Source organism: Nonomuraea thailandensis, assembly GCF_024172165.1.
GTDB classification, from domain to species: domain Bacteria; phylum Actinomycetota; class Actinomycetes; order Streptosporangiales; family Streptosporangiaceae; genus Nonomuraea; species Nonomuraea thailandensis.
The window spans coordinates 6,130,175-6,147,877 of the sequence record NZ_JAMZEB010000002.1 but is presented as its reverse complement, the minus strand read 5'-3'; the positions used below and the strand labels follow the sequence as shown (position 1 = coordinate 6,147,877).

The following is a 17,703-nucleotide window of genomic DNA, read 5'->3' as shown; positions in this document are numbered from 1 at the left end:
CGTGGTCAGGCCGCACAGGCGCGCGCGATGGCGTCGAGCACCCGCTGCGATCCGGGATCGGCGGCCCGGTGGATGATCAGCCGCTGCCCGGGCGCCTGCAGATCGAGTACGGCCTGATCGAGCGGACGGGGAGGGCGACCTGATCCCCATGGGCCGCGAGCTGGGTCTCGGCGTGATCCCCTGGTCGCCGCTGGGCAGCGGCGTGCTCACCGGCAAGTACACCCGGGCCGACCTGGCCCACGAGATCTCCGCCGACCCGTCGGGGACCCGCAGGAACGTGGGGCGGCCGACGGATCCCTCACCGAGCGCTCGCTCGGCCTCGCCGAGGTGGTCAAGCGGGTGGCCGGCGAGCCGGGAGTGACGCCGTCGCAGGTGGCGCTGGCCTGGACGCTGCTGAATCCCGGCGTGACGGCGCCCATCGTGGGGGCCCGCACGCCCGCTCAGCTGGAGGACAACCTGGGCGCGCTCGACGTGCGCTTCACCGGCGCGCAGCTCGCCACGCTCGCCGAGGCCAGTGAGGTGGAGCTGGGCTTCCCGCACGAGTTCCTGCGGCGGCCGATGGCGCGCGGGGTCGTCTCGGGCGCCGTCACGCTCGACACGGCCCGCTGAACGACGCGCTCGCTGAACGATGTTGCCGGAACACCACTCTGAGGGGCCGGCCGGGAGGCGGGCGCGGGGTGGCGCGGGACCGGCGTGACGGCCCTGGCCAGGGGTGGAGCGGGCCTCCGGTGGAGGTCCGCTTCGTCGTTAATCGACCGAAATTTCACCACTAAGTTGCATCAGGAGATTACTGTCGGGAAGATTCAGGTTCTGCGGCAAGTCGGTGGATGGGGGAAGAATGCGGCGGGTCGCCTCGGGCTTGACGGCGCTGGTCGCCGTGGTGTCGCTCGGCGCCTGCACGCCGGCCGCGTCCCGTGACGCCGCCACGCCGCGGGCCGAGTTCCTCGTCTTCTACGACTTCGGCAAGCGGCACCAGGCCGAGGCCGCCGTGGAACGCGCCGGTGGCACCACGGTCTCCGCCGACACCAGACTCGGCTACCTCATGGCCGCCGGCTCGGGCGCCGGGTTCGAGGAGGCCGTGGGCGCGGACCCGGCTATCGCCGGCGTCTCCCCGGACCGCCGCATCGGCTACGCCCCCTCCCGCCCCGCCACGGCGGACACCGCCCGCGCCGCCGAAGCAGCCCGTACCGCCGAAGCCGCCCGTGCGCGGGAAACGAGCACCGCCGCGGAGGCCGCCCGTACCGGAGCAGGCGCCCGCCGGACCGCGGAGGCAGCCGCGGGAAGGGCCGCGTTCCCCGACGAGGACGCCTTCACCAAGAAGACCAGGGGCGAGCCGCTCGCCGGCCGCCAGTGGGACATGCGCATGATCGGCGCCGACCGCGCCAACGCCAAGGCCCCCGGCACCCGCCAGGTCCTCGTCGGCGTCATCGACACCGGCGTGGACGGCAAGCACCCCGACATCGCCCCCAACTTCAACCGCGAGCTCAGCCGCAACTTCGTCACCGACAAGCCCAAGGACGAGTACGGCGAGACGCTCGACGGCCCGTGCGAGGCGTCCGGCTGCAAGGACGCCGTGGACGTGGACGACGACGGCCACGGCACCCATGTCGCCAGCACCATCGCCTCCCCGCTGAACGGCATCGGCATCGCCGGCGTCGCCCCCGGCGTGCAGATCGTGAACCTCAGGGCCGGCCAGGACTCCGGCTTCTTCTTCCTCAAGCCCAGCCTCGACGCCCTCACCTACGCCGGCGACATCGGCGTGGACGTCGTGAACATGAGCTACTTCGTCGACCCCTGGCTGTTCAACTGCGCGAACAACAAGGCCGACACCAAGAAGCAGCAGCTCGAACAGCAGGGCATCATCACCGGCATGCAGCGCGCCCTCGACTACGCCCGCCAGCGCGGCGTCACGCTGGTCTCCGCCCTCGGCAACGGCTCCACGGACCTCGGCCGCCCCCAGGTCGACAAGCAGAGCCCCGGCTACCCGAAGGGCGACGAGAAGGAGCGCAAGGTCGACAACTCCTGCCTCAACGTGCCCGCCGAGTCCAACGGCGTCATCTCCGTCTCCGCCCTCGGCCCGTCCGGCCGCAAGGCCATCTACAGCGACTACGGCAACGAGCAGACCGACGTGGCGGCGCCCGGCGGAGACGTGCTCGACGGGCAGGGCACCCAGGCCACCCGGTCGATCCTGGCCGCCGCGCCCGAGCACGTGCTGCGCGCCGCCGGCCGCATCGACGCCAAGGGCGAGCCGAAGGGCGCCGACGTCGTCAAGGACTGCACCGGCGGCGACTGCTCCTACTACCAGTACCTCGAAGGCACCTCGATGGCCTCGCCGCACGCCGCCGGCGTCGCGGCGATCCTCGTCAGCCGTTTCGGCAAGCCGGGCAAGGGCGGGCTCGACCTCGCCGCGGCCACGGTCGAGCAACTCCTGTACAAGACCGCGACGCAGAAGGCGTGCCCCACGCCCCGCCAGTACGTGTACAAGATCTTCGGGCAGACCGAGACGCACGAGTGCGAGGGCACCCCGGCCGACAACGGTTTCTACGGCCACGGCATCGTGGACGCCTGGAAGGCCGCTACCGTCGAACCATGATGTATCGCCTCCTCGCGGACGCCGCGATGGTGGTGCACTTCTCCTTTCTCGTCTACATGGCCGTGGGCGGGTTCCTCGCGTGGCGCTGGCGGCGTACGATCTGGGCGCACCTCGCCGTCGCCGCCTGGGGCGTGCTCTCGGTCGTGACCGGCGTCGAGTGCCCTCTCACCCTCGCCGAGGACTGGGCGCGCCAGGGCGCGGGGCAGGAGGGGTTACCCGCCAGCGGCTTCATCGACCACTACATCGAGGGCGTGATCTACCCGCAGGAGTACACGAACTTGGCGCGACTTGGGGTCGCCGTTCTCGTTCTGTTCTCCTACGTCGGGTACGTTCTCCGTCGTCAGTGACTGCCAAGTGGTCTGTACCAATTAAGGTAGGACTCGTGACTCGTCGCGCGAAAATCGTCTGCACCCTAGGCCCCGCCACATCCTCCAAAGAACGTCTCCGCGAGCTGATCGCCGCGGGCATGGACGTGGCACGGTTCAACCTCAGCCATGGCAATCATGACCTGCACAGAGAGGTTTACGACCGGGTCAAGGAGGTGGCGGCCGACCTCGGCCGCGGTGTAGGCGTGCTCGCCGACCTGCAGGGCCCCAAGATCCGTGTCGGCACGTTCGAGGAAGGCCCCGTCAGGCTCGGCTTCGGCGACGTCTTCACCATCACCACCGAAGACGTGCCGGGCGACCGCGAGCAGGTCTCCACCACCTACAAGGGGCTGCCCAAGGACGTCCGCCCCGGTGACACGATCCTCGTCGACGACGGCCGCCTCGTGCTCGAGGCCACCCGCGTCGACGGCGAGCGCATCATCACCCGCGTCGTCATCGGCGGCATGATCTCCGACAACAAGGGCCTCAACCTCCCCGGCGTCAACGTCAGCGCCCCCGCCCTCACCGACAAGGACGAGGCCGACCTGCGCTGGGCGCTGCGCACCGGCTTCGACATGATCGCCCTGTCCTTCGTCCGCCGCCCGTCCGACGCCGACGTGGTGCGCAACATCATGGAGCAGGAGGCCGTCCGCCTCCCGCTGCTCGCCAAGATCGAGAAGCCGCAGGCCGTCGACCGCCTCCCCGACATCGTCGAGGCCTTCGACGGCATCATGGTCGCCCGCGGCGACCTCGGCGTCGAGCTGCCCCTGGAGCAGGTCCCGATCGTGCAGCGGCGCATCATCGAGCTCTGCCGCGAGAAGGCCCGCCCGGTCATCGTCGCCACCCAGATGCTCGACTCGATGATGAACGCCCCGCGCCCCACCCGCGCCGAGGCCTCCGACGTGGCCTACGCGGTCATGGACGGCGCCGACGCGGTCATGCTCTCGGGCGAGACCTCGGTCGGCAACTACCCGATCGAGGCCGTCTCCACGATGGACCGCATCGCCTGCGCCGCGGAGAAGTCCTCCCTGCACGCCACCCACACGCTGGAGCGCATGCCGGAGACCACCGGCGGCGCCATCGCCCGCGCCGCCGCCGAGGTGGGCGCGATCGTGGGGGCCAAGGCGCTGGTGGCGTTCACGATGTCGGGGGAGACGGCACGCCGCCTGGCCCGCTACCGCTCGCCGATCCCGCTGCTCGCCTTCACCTCCGCGCCGCACGTGCGGGGGCAGCTTTCGCTGACGTGGGGGGTGGAGACGTTCCACGTGCCGTTCGTGCACCACACGGATGACATGGTGCGGCAGGTGGAGGCGTCGCTGCTGTCGCTGGGGCGGCTGGAGAAGGGCGACAAGGTCGTCATCGTGGCCGGCTCGCCTCCCGGCACCCCGGGCTCCACCAACGCCCTGCGCGTCCACACGATCGGCTCCGCCGTCTCCCACGCACACTGATTCATGAAAGGGCCACTCGCCGTACTCCGGCGCGTGGCCCTTTCATGTAACGGTCTCTGACCCCGGTGTGATGTTCTTCTTCTACGCTGCGACGTGGTCCGCCACCCGCCGCACGCCGGCGGACGGCCCTCCAGGAAACGGCCTCTGACCCTTCACCGGCTGAGCGCCGTAACGCGAGCCCAAGTGGGCCGTCGGCGTGGTCACACACCGGCCAGGGCGCCCCACCTGCCTTCCGTGGCCGGGCCAGGGCCGGGCCCGGAGACGGTGATGGGGCGGCGCGTCGAGGCGCTGCCCCATCGGCGTGTTGGCAGGGCGGTCAGTCGTTGGCGTGCAGGGCCGCGTTGAGTTCGATGCCGCCGCCCTTGCGGGGGAGGGCCTCCACCGCGCCCGACTGGGAGTTGCGCCGGAGCAGGATGCCGTCGGAGCCCGACAGCTCGGCCGCCTTGACGACCGTGCCGTCCGGCAGCGTGACCCGCGTGCCCGCCGTGACGTACAGGCCCGCCTCCACCACGCAGTCGTCGCCCAGCGAGATGCCCACGCCCGAGTTGGCGCCCAGCAGGCAGCGCTCGCCGACCGAGATGACCTGCTTGCCGCCGCCCGACAGCGTCCCCATGATCGAGGCGCCGCCGCCCACGTCGGAGCCGTCGCCGACGATCACGCCGGCCGAGATCCGGCCCTCGACCATGGAGCTGCCGAGCGTGCCGGCGTTGAAGTTCACGAAGCCCTCGTGCATGACCGTGGTGCCGACCGCCAGGTGGGCGCCCAGCCGCACCCGGTCGGCGTCGGCGATCCGGACGCCGGAAGGCAGCACGTAGTCGACCATCCGGGGGAACTTGTCCACCCCGTACACCGTCACCGCGCCCCTGGCCCGCAACCGCAGCCGCGTGCGCTCGAAGTCCGGCACCGGGCACGGGCCGAAGTTCGTCCACACCACGTTGGCCAGCAGGCCGAAGATGCCGTCCAGGTTGACGCCGTGCGGCTGGACCAGGCGGGAGGAGAGCAGGTGGAGGCGCAGGTAGACGTCGTGCGCGTCCACGGGCGCCTCGGAGAGCTTGGCGATGCCGGTGCGGACCGCCACCACCTCCACGCCCCGCGCCGCATCGGGGCCGGCCAGCTCGGCCAGCTCCCCGGCCTCGTCGGCCGGGAGCCGCTGAGTGCCCGAACGGGGCGCGTCGCCCAGCTCGGGGGCGGGGAACCAGGTGTCGAGTACGGTGCCGTCGGCGGCGATGGTGGCGAGGCCGACGCCGAACGCGCCGGTCGAGGTGGGATCGATAGCAGTCACGGCCCCAAAAATACCGTTTCCCAGGTCAGCGCGGGGCCCCGGGCGCCCAGAGCCTCGCCCTTCTCATCCCGGCTTCCGAGGCCGGTGGTGTCAGCTCACCGCGCCCAGGTCGGCCGAGAGCCAGTGCTCCGGGCGCATTCTGAAGGTCACCAGCGCGTGGAGGTCCGAGCCCTGCACGTAGCCGGACACCGCGTCCGGCGGCAGGTAGCGGGCGGAGATGCGGGTCAGGTCGTCCAGGGTCGTCGGGGTGGAGCGCACCACAGGGCCCTCCACCGACACGTAGCGGTAGGTCGGGCTGACCCGTTGCGCCAGTATCGAGAACCGGCCCGCCTTCGCGATCAGCCTGGCCTTGTGCGAGTCGCCGTCCGTCAGGAACCGGATCTCGCCGCCAGGGCTGTAGTCGTACCAGACCGGCACGACCAGCGGCGCCCTGCCGTCGCCCGCCTCCACCGCCAGGCTGGCGATGTGCGACTCCGCCAGGAACGCCTCCCGCTCCGCCACGTTCAACGGCATCCCGCCCCACCCCCGTGTTCTTCGATCTTGACACGCCTATTCCCGGTGGGAGCGATCCCGAAAAGTCCCCACCATGCCAGGAGCGCCGGCCACGACCTCCGCTCCCGTCCGGGGTGCGGCGGCCTCTGCCGCCGTCCCGGTCGTGGTCACCTCTGCCCCTGTCCGCCGCGCGGCCACCTCCGCCGCCGTGCGTACGAACTCGGCCAGCGCCCGTGACCGGGCCCCTTCCGGCCAGGCCAGCACCACGGTCGTCGGCGCCCCGTCGAGCACCGGCACGCACGCCAGATCCCGCCGCACCTGGTCGCGCACCGACTCCGGCGCCACCACGATGAGCCGTCCCACCACGACGAACTGCATCAGCATCCCCGGGTCGCTCGCGTCCGGATGGGCGCCCGGCCAGCGCGGCGTCGGGTCGGCGTCGAGCTCGGCCAGGCGTACGTGGCCGCGCCCCGCCAGCGGGTGGTTCGCCGCCATTACCGCCACGCTGCCCTCCTCCAGCAGCGGCTCGCTGTCGAACCCCGTCAGGTCCTCGTACGGGCTGTGCAGGAACGCCACGTCCGCCGTCCCGTCACGCACCAGCCGCGCCCGCTCCGCCACCCCGCACAGCGCCAGCTCCACCGCCACCGCGCCGGGCCGCGCCCGGTAGGCGGCCAGCACGTCCGGCAGCAGCCCGCCGTCGCCTCCGGGTTTGAGCGCGACGACCAGCCGCGGCTCGCTCAGCCCCGCCCGGCGCGTACGGGCCGTGGCGGCGGACACCGCGTCGAGCACCTTCGCGGCCTCCCTGGCCAGCACCTCGCCCGCGGGGGTCAGCGACACCCCGCGGCTGTTCCGCTCGAACAGGCGCACTCCGAGCCGCCGCTCCAGCTTCTGGATCGCCCTCGACAGCGGCGGCTGCGCCATGCCGAGCCGTGCCGCCGCCCGCCCGAAGTGCAGCTCCTCCGCGACGGCCGCGAAGTAGGCCAGCTCGCGCGTCTCCATACCCTCAGGGTATTGCTCGCGACCCATCCGGTGTTGGCCCGCGGACGGCCGCCGATGGTGTGCTTCCAGACATGACCGAAACCAGCACCGCCCTGGTGACCGGGGCGAACAAGGGCATCGGATACGCGGTCGCGGCCGGCCTCGCGGCCCGCGGCATGACCGTCCTGCTCGGCTCCCGTGACCGCACCCGCGGCGAACAGGCCGCCGCCCGCCTCCGCGCCGAGCTGACCGCCGCCCGGAAGCACCCCGAGCCGCCCTCCGACGCGCACCAGCACGCCGAGACGCCGGCCCACTCCCGCCCGCACCCCGAGACGCCGGCCGACGGGCGCCTGCGCGAGGAGTCGGCGCCCGACGTGCGGGCGATCGTTCTGGACGTCACCGACCCCGCGACCGTCGAGGCCGCCGCGGCCTCGCTCGACCGTCTGGACGTGCTGGTCAACAACGCCGGCATCTCCGGCCCCACCTCCCAGGCGCCCGGCGACACCCCGGCCGCCATCATGCGCGAGGTCCTGGAGACCAACGTCATCGGTGTCCTCATGGTCACCGACGCCATGCTTTCCCTGCTCAGACGCTCACCCGCCCCGCGCATCGTGAACGTCTCCAGCGGCGTCGGCTCCCTGCACCACCACACCGACCCCGACCACTACCTGTCCGCCCTCCCGCCCATGGCGGCGTATCCGCCCTCCAAGTCCGCCCTCAACTCCCTGACCGTCCAGTACGCCAAGCAGCTGCGCAAGGACGGCATCCTCGTCAACGCCGCCGCCCCCGGAGCCTGCGCCACCGACTTCACCAAGGACCTGCCGTACGCCATCACCCGCACGGCGGCGCAGGGAGCGGCCGTCATCATCCGGCTGGCCACCCTGGGGCCCGGCGGGCCGACGGGAGGCTTCTTCGACGACGCCGGGCCCGTGCCCTGGTGACGGCGGCCGGCATTACGGTCAAGCATTTTCGGCCATCGGTCACGGAGTGCGATATCGTGCATGCGGAGAGTGTCGCAGCCGGGTACGACAAAACCGCCGGGCTCGGAGGCCGGGCGGTCGGTCGGTGTCACATGAGTGCCCCGGGTGGGATTCGAACCCACACTGAATGGATTTTGAGGCCATCGACTCTGCCGATTGGTCTACCGGGGCGGCGAATGTCCGGGCTGTGATCTCGTAGCGTAGCGCTCCGAGCCGCACCGGCGTGGATCTAATCTACCGGACGTCTGTACTCTTCTGCTCGTGAGTACGCAGCGGCGAGTAGTGATCGCGGAAGACGAGGCCCTGATCCGCCTCGACCTCAAGGAGATGCTCCAGGAGGACGGCTACGTCGTCGTGGGCGAGGCCGGTGACGGTGAGCAGGCGATCCGGCTGGCCGCCGAGCTGCGGCCCGATCTCGTCATCCTCGACGTGAAGATGCCGGTGCTCGACGGCATCTCGGCGGCCGAGCGCATCGTGTCCGAGCGGATCGCCCCGTGCCTCATCCTGACCGCGTTCTCCCAGCGCGACCTGGTCGAGCGGGCCAGGGACGCGGGGGCGATGGCCTACCTGGTCAAGCCGTTCACCAAGGCCGACCTGGTGCCGGCGATCGAGATGGCGGTCAGCAGGCACGAGGAGATGGTGGCGCTGGCGGCCGAGGTCTCCAGCCTGTCGGAGCGGCTGGAGACGAGGAAGCTGGTCGAGCGGGCCAAGGGGCAGCTCATGGCGCAGCACGGCTGGACGGAGCCGCAGGCGTTCCGATGGATCCAGAAGGCGTCGATGGACCGGCGCCTGAGCATGCGCGAGGTTGCTCAGATCGTTATCGACGACACGGCGGAGCGATCCTGAAAAAGCCCTATATCAGGTGATTTAGCCCGGCGGGTTGTGGTGCGGTCACGAGTGGGCATCCAACCGGCTTCGGCTGCTTACGCAGGGGGCGTCCCGGCGCGTAACTGATGGTCGGACGGAAGGTCCGCTCATCTCGATCGGAGACGCACTCCATGATCCGCATTTTCCGCGCGCCGCTCGCCGTCACCGCGGCGGTTCTGGCGCTGGCGGCGTGCTCGCCCGGCGACACGACCGCCGGCACCGCCCCCTCCGGCTCCGCTTCCGCCCAGCCGCCCTCGGCGTCGGCGCAGGGGGACGGCACGCTGAGCATCGGCACGGTGCTGCCGCAGACGGGGTCGCTCGCCTATCTGGGCCCGCCCATGTTCGGCGGCGTCGACCTGGCACTCAAGGAGATCAACGAAGCCGGCGGCGTGCTCGGCAAGCCGGTCGCCAAGTCCGACACGGACTCGGGGGACACGACCACGAACATCGCCTCGCAGTCGGTGGACAAGCTGCTGACAGAGAAGGTGGACGCGATCGTCGGCGCCGCGTCCTCGTCGGTGTCGGAGTCGATCATCGACAAGATCACGCGGGCGGGCGTGGTGCAGTTCTCGCCGGCCAACACCTCCGACAAGTTCACCACGATCGAGGATGACGGCCTGTACTTCCGCACGGCGCCGCCGGACAAGCTGCAGGGGCGGGTCCTGGGTGATCTGGTGGTCGCCGACGGCAACGACACCATCGGGATCCTGGCCATGCAGGACTCCTACGGTTCCGGCCTGGCCGACCAGGTGACCAAGACGGCCCAGGACGGCGGCGCGACGGTCGTGGAGCGGGTGGACTACGACCCGAAGGCGGCCGACTTCTCCGCCGACGTGGCCAAGATCAAGGCCGCGAACCCGAAGGGCATCGTGCTGATCGGGTTCGAGGAGACGTCGAAGGTCGTGCAGGAGCTGGTCAAGCAGGGCCTGACCAGCGACAAGTACAAGTGGTACATGGTGGACGGCAACATGTCGAACACCAACTTCGCGCAGACCCCGAAGGGCACGATGGACGGGGTCAAGGGCACGCTGCCGGGGGCCGAGGCGCCCGAGGCGTTCCAGAAGCGGCTGCTGAAGGTGAACCCGGAGCTGGCCGAGTACACCTACGCGGCGGAGTCGTACGACGCCGTGACGCTCATCGCGCTGGCCGCGGAGGCGGCCAAGGCCGACACCGGCGCGGCGATCGCGGGCAAGCTGGTGGAGGTCAGCAAGGGCGGCACGAAGTGCACCGGGTTCAAGGAGTGCGCCGACCTGCTGAAGGCGGGCACGGACATCGACTACGACGGCGTCAGCGGGCCGGTGGACTTCAACGACGTGGGTGACCCGTCGGTCGCCACGATCGGGGTCTACCAGTACAGGGCCGACAACACCTTCGACGCCGCCAAGGCGATCGAATATCGCCGGGGGAACATCGACGGCTGAACCGCCCGGCTCTTTCGCCCTGGCCCGGATATTCCGGGCCAGGGCTCTCTGCTTTACCGGCGTGTCCGTAACTCTCCTGAAACAGAGCATAACTCTCCGTATTTAGGACATTACGATCCAGTATAAAAGTCAGGTAAGAACTCCCCATCTCCGTGCCGGACAGGCATGCTGAGCTCGGAAAACGCGGCGAGGGTGATCGTCTCTTCGCCGAGATAGGGGGAGTTTCTTCTATGAACCGCATTGCTCCGATGGGGCGCCTGCTGGCCGTGGCGGCCGCGGCGAGCCTGGCTCTGACGGCCTGCGGCGGCGAGACGGCCGACCAGACCGCCTCCACCGCGCCGTCCACCGCGACGTCCGCCGCGGCGTCCACGGAGGCCTCCTCGGCGCCGGCGGCGAAGGGTGACGGCACGCTGACCATCGGCACGGTCCTGCCGCAGACCGGTTCGCTGGCCTTCCTCGGCCCGCCCGAGTTCGCCGGTGTGGACCAGGCCGTCAAGGAGATCAACGAGGCCGGCGGCGTGCTCGGCAAGCCGGTCACCAAGGTGCACACCGACTCCGGCGACACCACCACCAACATCGCCTCGCAGTCGGTGGACAAGCTGCTGGGCCAGAAGGCCGACGCCATCATCGGCGCCGCGTCCTCGTCGGTGTCGGAGTCGATCATCGACAAGATCACGGGTGCCGGGGTGGTGCAGTTCTCGCCGGCCAACACCTCCGACAAGTTCACCACGATCGAGGACAACGGCCTGTACTTCCGTACGGCGCCGCCGGACAAGCTGCAGGGCCGCGTGCTGGGCGACCTGATCGCGGCCGACGGCAACGACACCGTCGGCATCCTGGCCATGCAGGACTCCTACGGCTCCGGCCTGGCCGACCAGATCACCAAGACGGCCGAGGCCGCCGGCGCCAGCGTCGTGGAGCGGGTGGACTACGACCCCAAGGCGGCCGAGTTCTCCGCCGACGTGGCCAAGATCAAGGCCGCGAACCCGAAGGCCGTCGTGCTGATCGGGTTCGAGGAGGGTGCCAAGGTCGTCGCCGAGCTGGTCAAGCAGGGGCTGAGCGCCGACAAGGTGAAGTGGTACATGGTGGACGGCAACATGTCGAACACCAACTACCTGAAGATGCCCAAGGGCACCCTCAAGGGCGTCAAGGGCACCATCCCGGGCGCCGAGGCGCCGGAGGAGTTCAGGGAGAAGCTGAAGAAGCTCGACCCGAAGCTCGACGACTTCACCTACGCCGCGGAGTCGTACGACGCGGCGAACCTGATCGCGCTGGCCGCCGAGGCCGCCAAGGACGACAGCGGCACCTCCATCGCGGGCAAGCTGGCCGAGGTGAGCGGCGGCGGCGAGAAGTGCAAGAGCTTCAAGGAGTGCGTCGACCTGCTGAAGGCCGGCAAGGACATCGACTACGACGGCATCAGCGGGCCCGTCGAGTTCGACGCCGCCGGTGACCCCGCGGTGGCGACCATCGGGGTCTACCAGTACGGCGACGACAACAAGTACGCCAGCAAGGCGCTGGAGTACCGCACCGGCAAGATCGAGGGCTAGTCCCTCCTCCGTGCCCGGCCCGCAGGCGGAGACCCCCACCTGAGCTTCAGGAGCCCTGCCTGCGGGCCAGGGGCCCGGCCTGGGGCTCAGGAGCCGAGGTCGCAGGCGCGCCGGGCGTAGGAGATGAGACGGTCCTGGACGGGCTTGGGCGGGGTGACGATCACCACGCGCTCCTCGCCGCCGTCCACCGACGCCCGCACCGGGAACAGGAACGCCTTCTTGGCCTCGGCGAAGGCGTGTCCGTCGCAGCGGGCGGGGACGAGCTCCAGCGGCACCTCCAGCCGCTGCGCCCCCGCCGCCAGCGTGCCCAGGGGCCTGCGCTCGGGGGTGACGATGTAGTGGGTGGTGCCGCCGACGTCGGAGAGCGTCACCGCGCCCTGCCCGCGCCGCGTGACCACCAGGCTCGTACGCATGACCCGCTCGGAGTCCGGCCCCGCCTCCGTCCAGGAGGGCCCGAACTCGATGCTCGCGCGCTGCTTGACGAGGAACTCCGAGCACTCGTCGCGCAGCAGCCTGGTCAGCAGCGGGTCGGGGTGCGGCACCTCGAAGACCACCTTGCGGACCTGCTCGGACCCGGTCCGCAGGTGGGCCACGACGGTCGCCGGCTGCACCTGGGGCAGGCCCTCGGGCCGGCAGTTGGCGGCGCCGTACATGATGGGCAGGTCCGTGCGCTCGGTCTTCCTGATGACGGCGTCGGCCTGCTGCGGCGGCAGCGTCTTGAAGGACGGCGTGACAAGCTGGACGTCGGCGAAATAAACAGGTGTTTCACTAGTATTTCGGACAGCCACTTGAAGCACGTGCACCGGCTCGTCCGAGCGATATTGGGCCAGCGAGACCGACACCCCGGGCGGTGGTCCGGCGGGTGGGGGAGAGGGCGGCTCGGTGGAGCCGCAACCGGTGGCGAACGCGACCAACAGGAGCAGAGGCGTTTTGCGCTTCACCTGTCGCACATTAAGCGCCGGTGCGCAGCTCTCGTAAGTTGAGGAGTGATTACGACTCCGCATCCAAGTGCCGACAGTTCCCCAGCGGATCTGGTTCGAGTGTGCAGCAATTTTGTACGTTTCCTGCATTCGATCGGGAACGCTCGGCGGTGCTGAGGATCCCGGCCTGGAATCGGAGGAGACACTTCATGATCCGCATTGCTCCCGTGGGGCGGGCGCTGGCTGTCGTGGCTGCCACCAGCCTCGCCCTGACAGCCTGCGGTGGTGGCGGCGGTGACACCGCCACTCAGGCTTCCCAGAGTGCCGCGCCTGCCTCATCCGCGCCCGCGGCGAAGGGTGATGGCACGCTGACCCTCGGCACGCTGCTGCCCCAGACCGGTTCGCTGGCGTTCCTCGGCCCGCCCGAGTTCGCGGGCGTCGACCTCGCCCTCAAGGAGATCAACGAGGCCGGTGGCGTGCTCGGCAAGCCCGTGGCCAAGTTCGACACGGACTCGGGCGACACGACCACCAACATCGCCTCGCAGTCGGTGGACAAGCTGCTGGCGCAGAAGGCCGACGCCATCATCGGCGCGGCGTCCTCGTCGGTGTCCGAGTCGGTGATCGACAAGATCACGGGCGCGGGCGTGGTGCACTTCTCCCCGGCCAACACCTCGGACAAGTTCACCACGATCGAGGACAAGGGCCTGTACTTCCGTACGTCCCCCCCGGACAAGCTGCAGGGCCGCGTGCTCGGTGACCTGATCATCGCCGACGGCAACGACACCGTCGGCATCATGGCCATGCAGGACTCCTACGGCACCGGCCTGGCCGACCAGGTCCAGAAGACGGTCACGGACGGCGGTGGCGAGGTCGTCGAGCGCGTCGACTACGACCCCAAGGCCGCCGACTTCTCGGCCGACGTGGCCAAGCTGAAGGCGAAGAACCCCAAGGGCATCGTCCTGATCGGCTTCGAGGAGACCGCCAAGGTCGTGCAGGAGCTGGTCAAGCAGGGCATGCCGGCTGACAAGCACAAGTGGTACATGGTGGACGGCAACACGTCGAACACCAACTACGTCAAGATGCCCAAGGGCACGCTGACCGGTGTCAAGGGCACGATTCCGGGCGCCGCGGCTCCGGAGGAGTTCCAGAAGAAGCTGACCACGGTCGACCCCGACCTGGAGGACTTCAGCTACGCCCCCGAGTCGTACGACGCGGCGAACCTGATCGCGCTGGCCGCCGAGGCCGCCAAGAGCGACGCGGGCGTCGACATCGCCACCAAGCTGGAGGAGGTCAGCAAGGGCGGCACGAAGTGCAAGAGCTTCAAGGAGTGCGTCGACCTGCTGAAGGCGGGCACGGACATCGACTACGACGGCGTCAGCGGTCCGGTCGAGTTCGACGCGGCCGGTGACCCGGCCGTCGCCACCATCGGCATCTACCAGTACGGCGACGACAACAAGTACGCCACCAAGGCGCTGGAGTACCGCACCGGCAACATCGCCGGCTGATCGAACACGATCCAGGCATCACCAGAAGGGCCCGGCCGCCTCGGCCGGGCCCTTCGCCCTATCCACCGCATTCCGCCACGATCCGGTCGGCGGCGGCGCGGTACTGCCTCAGCAGCGCCACCTGCCGCTCCCTGGGCACGTCGTTCTTCGACAGGGCCCCGGTGGTGCTCCTGACGGTCTCGGCGGCCTCCCGCAGCGAGCCGGGCAGCCGGTCGCCGAACTCGCTCGTGATGCCGTGAGCCTCGGCCAGGCGGCCGATGACGGCGTCCTCGAAGTTCTGCCGGTCCTCCTGGCCCTTCGGCTCCAGCATGAGGCCGGCGTACCCGATGGCCGAGACCACGCGGTCGCAGGGGCTGTCGGTGGGGTCGCCGCCGGTGCTGTACTTCCGCGAGGAGGAGGCGCCCTCCTGGCAGCCGGCGAGCAGGGCGGGCAGGATGAGCGCGACTGCCGCGAAACGTTTCACACGAGTCATTAAAAAACGGAGAAGGGGCCCGCGGGGAGCCCCTTCTCCGTTTCGCCGGTTACGCCTTGGCCAGCGTCCCCAGGTACAGCTCGATGACCTTCGGGTCGTCGGCGAGCTGCCTGCCGGTGCCGGTGTAGGCGTTGCGGCCCTGGTCGAGGACGTAACCCCGGTGGCAGATCTGCAGGCAGCGCCGCGCGTTCTGCTCCACCATGATCACCGTCACGCCGGCCTTGTTGATCTGCTGGGCCTGGATGAAGACCAGGTCCTGCAGCTTGGGCGACAGGCCCGCCGACGGCTCGTCGAGCAGCAGCACGGAGGGCTCGGTCATCAGGGCCCTGGCCATCGCCACCATCTGCCGCTCACCGCCCGACAGGGAGCCTGCGCGCTGCTTGCGCCGCTCCTTGAGCGCGGGGAACAGCTCGGCCACGAACTCGAAGCGCTCCTTGAACTTCCCCGGCACCTGGAAGGCGCCCATCTCGAGGTTCTCCTCGATGGTGAGGCTGGGGAAGACGTTGTTGGTCTGCGGGACGTAGCCGACGCCGCGGGCCACCAGCGAGTGGGCCTTCATGTTCGTGATGTTCTCACCCTTGAGCACGACCGTGCCGCTGCGGATGGTGACCAGGCCGAACATGGCCTTGAGCAGGGTCGACTTACCGGCGCCGTTGGGGCCGATGATGCCGATCAGCTCGCCGTCCTTCACGTACAGGTCGGAGCCGTTGAGGATGTTGACGCCCGGGAGGTAACCCGCGATCAGCTCGTCGCAGCGCAGCACCGCGTCCTCGGCGCCCTCCAGGTGGGCGCTGCGGTCGGTGACGGCGGCCTTCGACTGGACGGGCGCTTCGTCGGCGCTCACTTCTGCTTCTCCTCTGCGGTCTCGGGCTCGGGGGCGCTCGTCCCCCCGGTGGTGCCGTCGGTCTCGTGGATCTCCGCCTCCAGGGCCGCCTCAGCCTCGTGGAGCTGGGCCTCCAGCTCGCTCTCCGACAGCGGCGCGTCGTGGTGGGCGCCCAGGTAGGCGTCGATCACGCGCTCGTCGGACATGATCGTCGAGGGCGGGCCCTCGGCGATGACCGCACCCTGCGCCATGACGATGACCCAGTCGCTGATGTCGCGGACCATGTCCATGTCGTGCTCCACGAACAGCACGGTCATGCCCTGCTCGCGCAGGTCCTTGACGTGGCCCAGCAGCGACTGCGTCAGCGCCGGGTTCACGCCGGCCATCGGCTCGTCGAGCATGACCAGCTCCGGCCGGACCATCAGCGCGCGGGCCATCTCCAGCAGCTTGCGCTGGCCGCCGGACAACGATCCGGCGAAGTCGTCGCGCTTGGCGTCGAGCTTGAAGCGAACCAGCAGCTCCTCGGCCCGCTCGGTGATCTCCTCCTCCTGCCCGCGCCAGACGCCCGGGATGAGGGCCCGCCAGAAGTTCTCGCCTTTCTGCTGCTGGGCGCCCAGGCGCATGTTCTCCATCACCGTCAGGCGCGAGAGCGCCTTGGTGAGCTGGAACGTGCGCACCATGCCGGCCCGCGCCACCTTGTGGGCGGGGACGCCGTTGATGGGCCGCCCGTTGAACGTCCACGTGCCGGAGTCGGCCGTGTCGAAGCCGGTGAGCTGGTTGAAGAACGTGGTCTTGCCGGCCCCGTTGGGGCCGATCAGCGCGGTGATGGAGCCGCGCTGGACCTCGACGTGGTTGACCTCGACGGCGGTCAGGCCGCCGAAGCGGCGCACCACGTTGTCCGCCACGAGGATCGGGTCCGGCTTGGGCACTCCGGGATCGCGGGCCAGGTCCTTGAACGCGGCCAGCGCCGCCGCCTTGCGGTCGGTGGCGGCCACAGTCGTCTCAGCGTCGTGCATCGATCGCTATCTCCCTCTTGTCACCCAAAATGCCCTGCGGCCGGTAGATGAGCAACAGGATCAGACCGAGGCCCACCAGGATCCACCGCATGGCACCGACCTGGTTGGTGTCCAGGAACGTGATGTACCCGGCGGCGACCGCCTCGGTCATCACGTTGTAGAACAGAACCAGGAGCACCCAGAAGATCATCGAGCCGAGCACGGGGCCGAGCACGCGTGCGGCGCCGCCGAGGATGAGCATCGTGTACATGTAGAAGGTGGTCTCGGTGCCGAACACGTCGGGCTGCACCGAGGCGTAGCCGAGACCGTAGATGAAGCCGCCGAAGCAGCCGATGACGCCGCCCAGGACGAGCGCCTGCATCTTGTACGAGAACACGCTCTTGCCCAGGCTGCGCACCGCGTCCTCGTCCTCGCGGATGGCCTTGAGCACGCGGCCCCACGGGCTCTTCATCAGCAGGTAGACGACGAAGCTGAACAGGGCGATGAGCACCCAGCCCACCGTCAGCACCCACATCGTGCGGTGACCGAACAGCAGCGGCACGGGCCCGAGGTTGAAGCCGTACTCCCCTTCGGGGAACGGGTTGAGCGCGTAGAAGCCGTCGGAGAAGCCGCGCTGGCCGTCGGAGCCGCCGAAGACGCTCTTGAACTGCACCGAGCGGAAGATGAGGCGGACGATCTCGGCCGCGGCGATGGTGACGATGGCCAGGTAGTCGGCGCGCAGCTTCAGCGTCGGTATGCCCAGCAGGATCGCCAGAACCACGGCGGCGGCCAGGCCGACGAAGATGCCGACCCAGAACGGCAGGCCCATGACGGTGACCGTGACGGCCAGGCCGTAGCCGGCCACGCCCATGAACGCGGCCTGCCCGAAGTTCAGCAGGCCGGTGTAGCCGAAGTGCACGTTGAGGCCGATGGCCCCGATGGCGTACAGCACCGTCTCGACGCCTACGGCTGCCTTGATGGTGGTGCTGAGAATCGTGATCCAGTCCATTCTGAT

17 protein-coding genes, 1 tRNA gene and 1 pseudogene are annotated in these 17,703 nt (G+C 69.8%); 10 read left to right on the top strand and 9 right to left on the bottom strand.

What is annotated here, in order from left to right; genetic code table 11:
* Positions 1-139 precede the first annotated feature (139 nt).
* The 5 genes and pseudogenes from HD597_RS67355 to pyk all read left to right on the top strand — a co-directional run bounded on the left by HD597_RS67355 (position 140) and on the right by pyk (position 4,406).
* Positions 140-361, top strand: coding sequence for a hypothetical protein (locus HD597_RS67355; RefSeq protein WP_465263881.1), 222 nt, complete (start codon positions 140-142; stop codon positions 359-361).
* Positions 316-609 (top strand): annotated as a pseudogene (locus tag HD597_RS67350) (aldo/keto reductase); the annotation flags it as partial. The gene HD597_RS67355 and the pseudogene HD597_RS67350, both read left to right, overlap by 46 nt.
* 229 nt (positions 610-838) lie before the next feature.
* Positions 839-2,593, top strand: coding sequence for a S8 family peptidase (locus HD597_RS31715; protein WP_253746825.1), 1,755 nt, complete (start codon positions 839-841; stop codon positions 2,591-2,593).
* Positions 2,590-2,940: a DUF2784 domain-containing protein gene (locus HD597_RS31710; RefSeq protein ID WP_253746824.1), complete on the top strand. Its 351-nt coding sequence runs from the start codon at positions 2,590-2,592 to the stop codon at positions 2,938-2,940. The genes HD597_RS31715 and HD597_RS31710 overlap by 4 nt, the downstream gene beginning before the upstream one ends.
* A gap of 35 nt (positions 2,941-2,975) precedes the next feature.
* Positions 2,976-4,406: a pyruvate kinase gene (gene pyk / locus HD597_RS31705; RefSeq protein ID WP_253746823.1), complete on the top strand. Its 1,431-nt coding sequence runs from the start codon at positions 2,976-2,978 to the stop codon at positions 4,404-4,406.
* A 316-nt stretch (positions 4,407-4,722) separates the two neighbouring features.
* Here pyk and dapD read toward each other — a convergent pair whose 3' ends face one another.
* From dapD to HD597_RS31690, 3 genes are all read right to left on the bottom strand, one after another.
* Positions 4,723-5,688 carry a 2,3,4,5-tetrahydropyridine-2,6-dicarboxylate N-succinyltransferase gene (gene dapD / locus HD597_RS31700; protein WP_253746822.1) on the bottom strand — a complete coding sequence of 322 codons (966 nt, stop codon included), beginning with the start codon at positions 5,686-5,688 and terminating at the stop codon, positions 4,723-4,725.
* Between the two features lie 90 nt (positions 5,689-5,778).
* The gene (locus tag HD597_RS31695) at positions 5,779-6,201 is read right to left on the bottom strand and encodes a pyridoxamine 5'-phosphate oxidase family protein (protein WP_253746821.1); all 423 of its coding nucleotides are present in this window, start codon (positions 6,199-6,201) and stop codon (positions 5,779-5,781) included.
* 36 nt (positions 6,202-6,237) lie between these two features.
* Positions 6,238-7,179 carry a LysR family transcriptional regulator gene (locus tag HD597_RS31690; protein WP_276083072.1) on the bottom strand — a complete coding sequence of 314 codons (942 nt, stop codon included), beginning with the start codon at positions 7,177-7,179 and terminating at the stop codon, positions 6,238-6,240.
* A 71-nt stretch (positions 7,180-7,250) separates the two neighbouring features.
* On the opposite strand from HD597_RS31690, the gene HD597_RS31680 reads away from it, so the two are divergent.
* On the top strand, positions 7,251-8,099 hold the full coding sequence (locus HD597_RS31680; RefSeq protein ID WP_253746820.1) for an SDR family NAD(P)-dependent oxidoreductase: 849 nt from the start codon (positions 7,251-7,253) through the stop codon (positions 8,097-8,099).
* 136 nt (positions 8,100-8,235) lie between these two features.
* Here the strand turns inward: HD597_RS31680 and HD597_RS31675 are convergent.
* Positions 8,236-8,309, bottom strand: a tRNA-Leu gene (locus HD597_RS31675).
* Between the two features lie 90 nt (positions 8,310-8,399).
* Here HD597_RS31675 and HD597_RS31670 point away from each other — a divergent pair.
* The 3 genes from HD597_RS31670 to HD597_RS31660 all read left to right on the top strand — a co-directional run bounded on the left by HD597_RS31670 (position 8,400) and on the right by HD597_RS31660 (position 11,973).
* A complete protein-coding gene (locus HD597_RS31670; RefSeq protein WP_253746819.1) occupies positions 8,400-8,984 on the top strand; it encodes an ANTAR domain-containing response regulator in 585 nt (194 codons plus the stop codon).
* A 152-nt stretch (positions 8,985-9,136) separates the two neighbouring features.
* Positions 9,137-10,426: an ABC transporter substrate-binding protein gene (locus tag HD597_RS31665; protein WP_253746818.1), complete on the top strand. Its 1,290-nt coding sequence runs from the start codon at positions 9,137-9,139 to the stop codon at positions 10,424-10,426.
* Between the two features lie 230 nt (positions 10,427-10,656).
* Entirely contained in the window at positions 10,657-11,973 is a 1,317-nt protein-coding gene (locus HD597_RS31660) for an ABC transporter substrate-binding protein (protein ID WP_253746817.1), read from the top strand.
* Positions 11,974-12,059: 86 nt separating this feature from the next.
* On the opposite strand, the gene HD597_RS31655 is transcribed toward HD597_RS31660, so the two are convergent.
* The gene (locus HD597_RS31655) at positions 12,060-12,914 is read right to left on the bottom strand and encodes a hypothetical protein (protein ID WP_253746816.1); all 855 of its coding nucleotides are present in this window, start codon (positions 12,912-12,914) and stop codon (positions 12,060-12,062) included.
* A gap of 188 nt (positions 12,915-13,102) precedes the next feature.
* Between HD597_RS31655 and HD597_RS31650 the strand changes: the two genes are divergently transcribed.
* Positions 13,103-14,398, top strand: a complete 1,296-nt coding sequence (locus HD597_RS31650; RefSeq protein WP_253746815.1) for an ABC transporter substrate-binding protein — start codon at positions 13,103-13,105, stop codon at positions 14,396-14,398.
* Positions 14,399-14,456: 58 nt separating this feature from the next.
* Here the strand turns inward: HD597_RS31650 and HD597_RS31645 are convergent, their stop codons facing one another.
* The 4 genes from HD597_RS31645 to HD597_RS31630 are packed head-to-tail and all read right to left on the bottom strand — an operon-like array spanning position 14,457 to position 17,697.
* Entirely contained in the window at positions 14,457-14,861 is a 405-nt protein-coding gene (locus HD597_RS31645; protein WP_253746814.1) for a hypothetical protein, read from the bottom strand.
* Between the two features lie 58 nt (positions 14,862-14,919).
* Positions 14,920-15,714: an ABC transporter ATP-binding protein gene (locus tag HD597_RS31640; protein WP_253746813.1), complete on the bottom strand. Its 795-nt coding sequence runs from the start codon at positions 15,712-15,714 to the stop codon at positions 14,920-14,922.
* On the bottom strand, positions 15,711-16,709 hold the full coding sequence (locus HD597_RS31635) for an ABC transporter ATP-binding protein (RefSeq protein ID WP_253746812.1): 999 nt from the start codon (positions 16,707-16,709) through the stop codon (positions 15,711-15,713). The genes HD597_RS31640 and HD597_RS31635 overlap by 4 nt, the downstream gene beginning before the upstream one ends.
* Positions 16,696-17,697 carry a branched-chain amino acid ABC transporter permease gene (locus HD597_RS31630; protein ID WP_253746811.1) on the bottom strand — a complete coding sequence of 334 codons (1,002 nt, stop codon included), beginning with the start codon at positions 17,695-17,697 and terminating at the stop codon, positions 16,696-16,698. Before HD597_RS31630 ends, HD597_RS31635 begins: the two co-directional genes overlap by 14 nt.
* Positions 17,698-17,703: the final 6 nt, after the last annotated feature.

Excerpts from the sequence above, each read along its gene's own strand:
- HD597_RS31715 (WP_253746825.1), top strand. The coding sequence starts at position 839 with ATGCGGCGGGTCGCCTCGGGCTTGACGGCGCTGGTCGCCGTGGTGTCG.
- HD597_RS31710 (WP_253746824.1), top strand. The coding sequence starts at position 2,590 with ATGATGTATCGCCTCCTCGCGGACGCCGCGATGGTGGTGCACTTCTCC.
- HD597_RS31695 (WP_253746821.1), bottom strand. The coding sequence starts at position 6,201 with ATGCCGTTGAACGTGGCGGAGCGGGAGGCGTTCCTGGCGGAGTCGCAC.
- HD597_RS31690 (WP_276083072.1), bottom strand. The coding sequence starts at position 7,179 with ATGGAGACGCGCGAGCTGGCCTACTTCGCGGCCGTCGCGGAGGAGCTG.
- HD597_RS31680 (WP_253746820.1), top strand. The coding sequence starts at position 7,251 with ATGACCGAAACCAGCACCGCCCTGGTGACCGGGGCGAACAAGGGCATC.
- HD597_RS31665 (WP_253746818.1), top strand. The coding sequence starts at position 9,137 with ATGATCCGCATTTTCCGCGCGCCGCTCGCCGTCACCGCGGCGGTTCTG.
- HD597_RS31660 (WP_253746817.1), top strand. The coding sequence starts at position 10,657 with ATGAACCGCATTGCTCCGATGGGGCGCCTGCTGGCCGTGGCGGCCGCG.
- HD597_RS31650 (WP_253746815.1), top strand. The coding sequence starts at position 13,103 with ATGATCCGCATTGCTCCCGTGGGGCGGGCGCTGGCTGTCGTGGCTGCC.
- HD597_RS31635 (WP_253746812.1), bottom strand. The coding sequence starts at position 16,709 with ATGCACGACGCTGAGACGACTGTGGCCGCCACCGACCGCAAGGCGGCG.
- HD597_RS31630 (WP_253746811.1), bottom strand. The coding sequence starts at position 17,697 with ATGGACTGGATCACGATTCTCAGCACCACCATCAAGGCAGCCGTAGGC.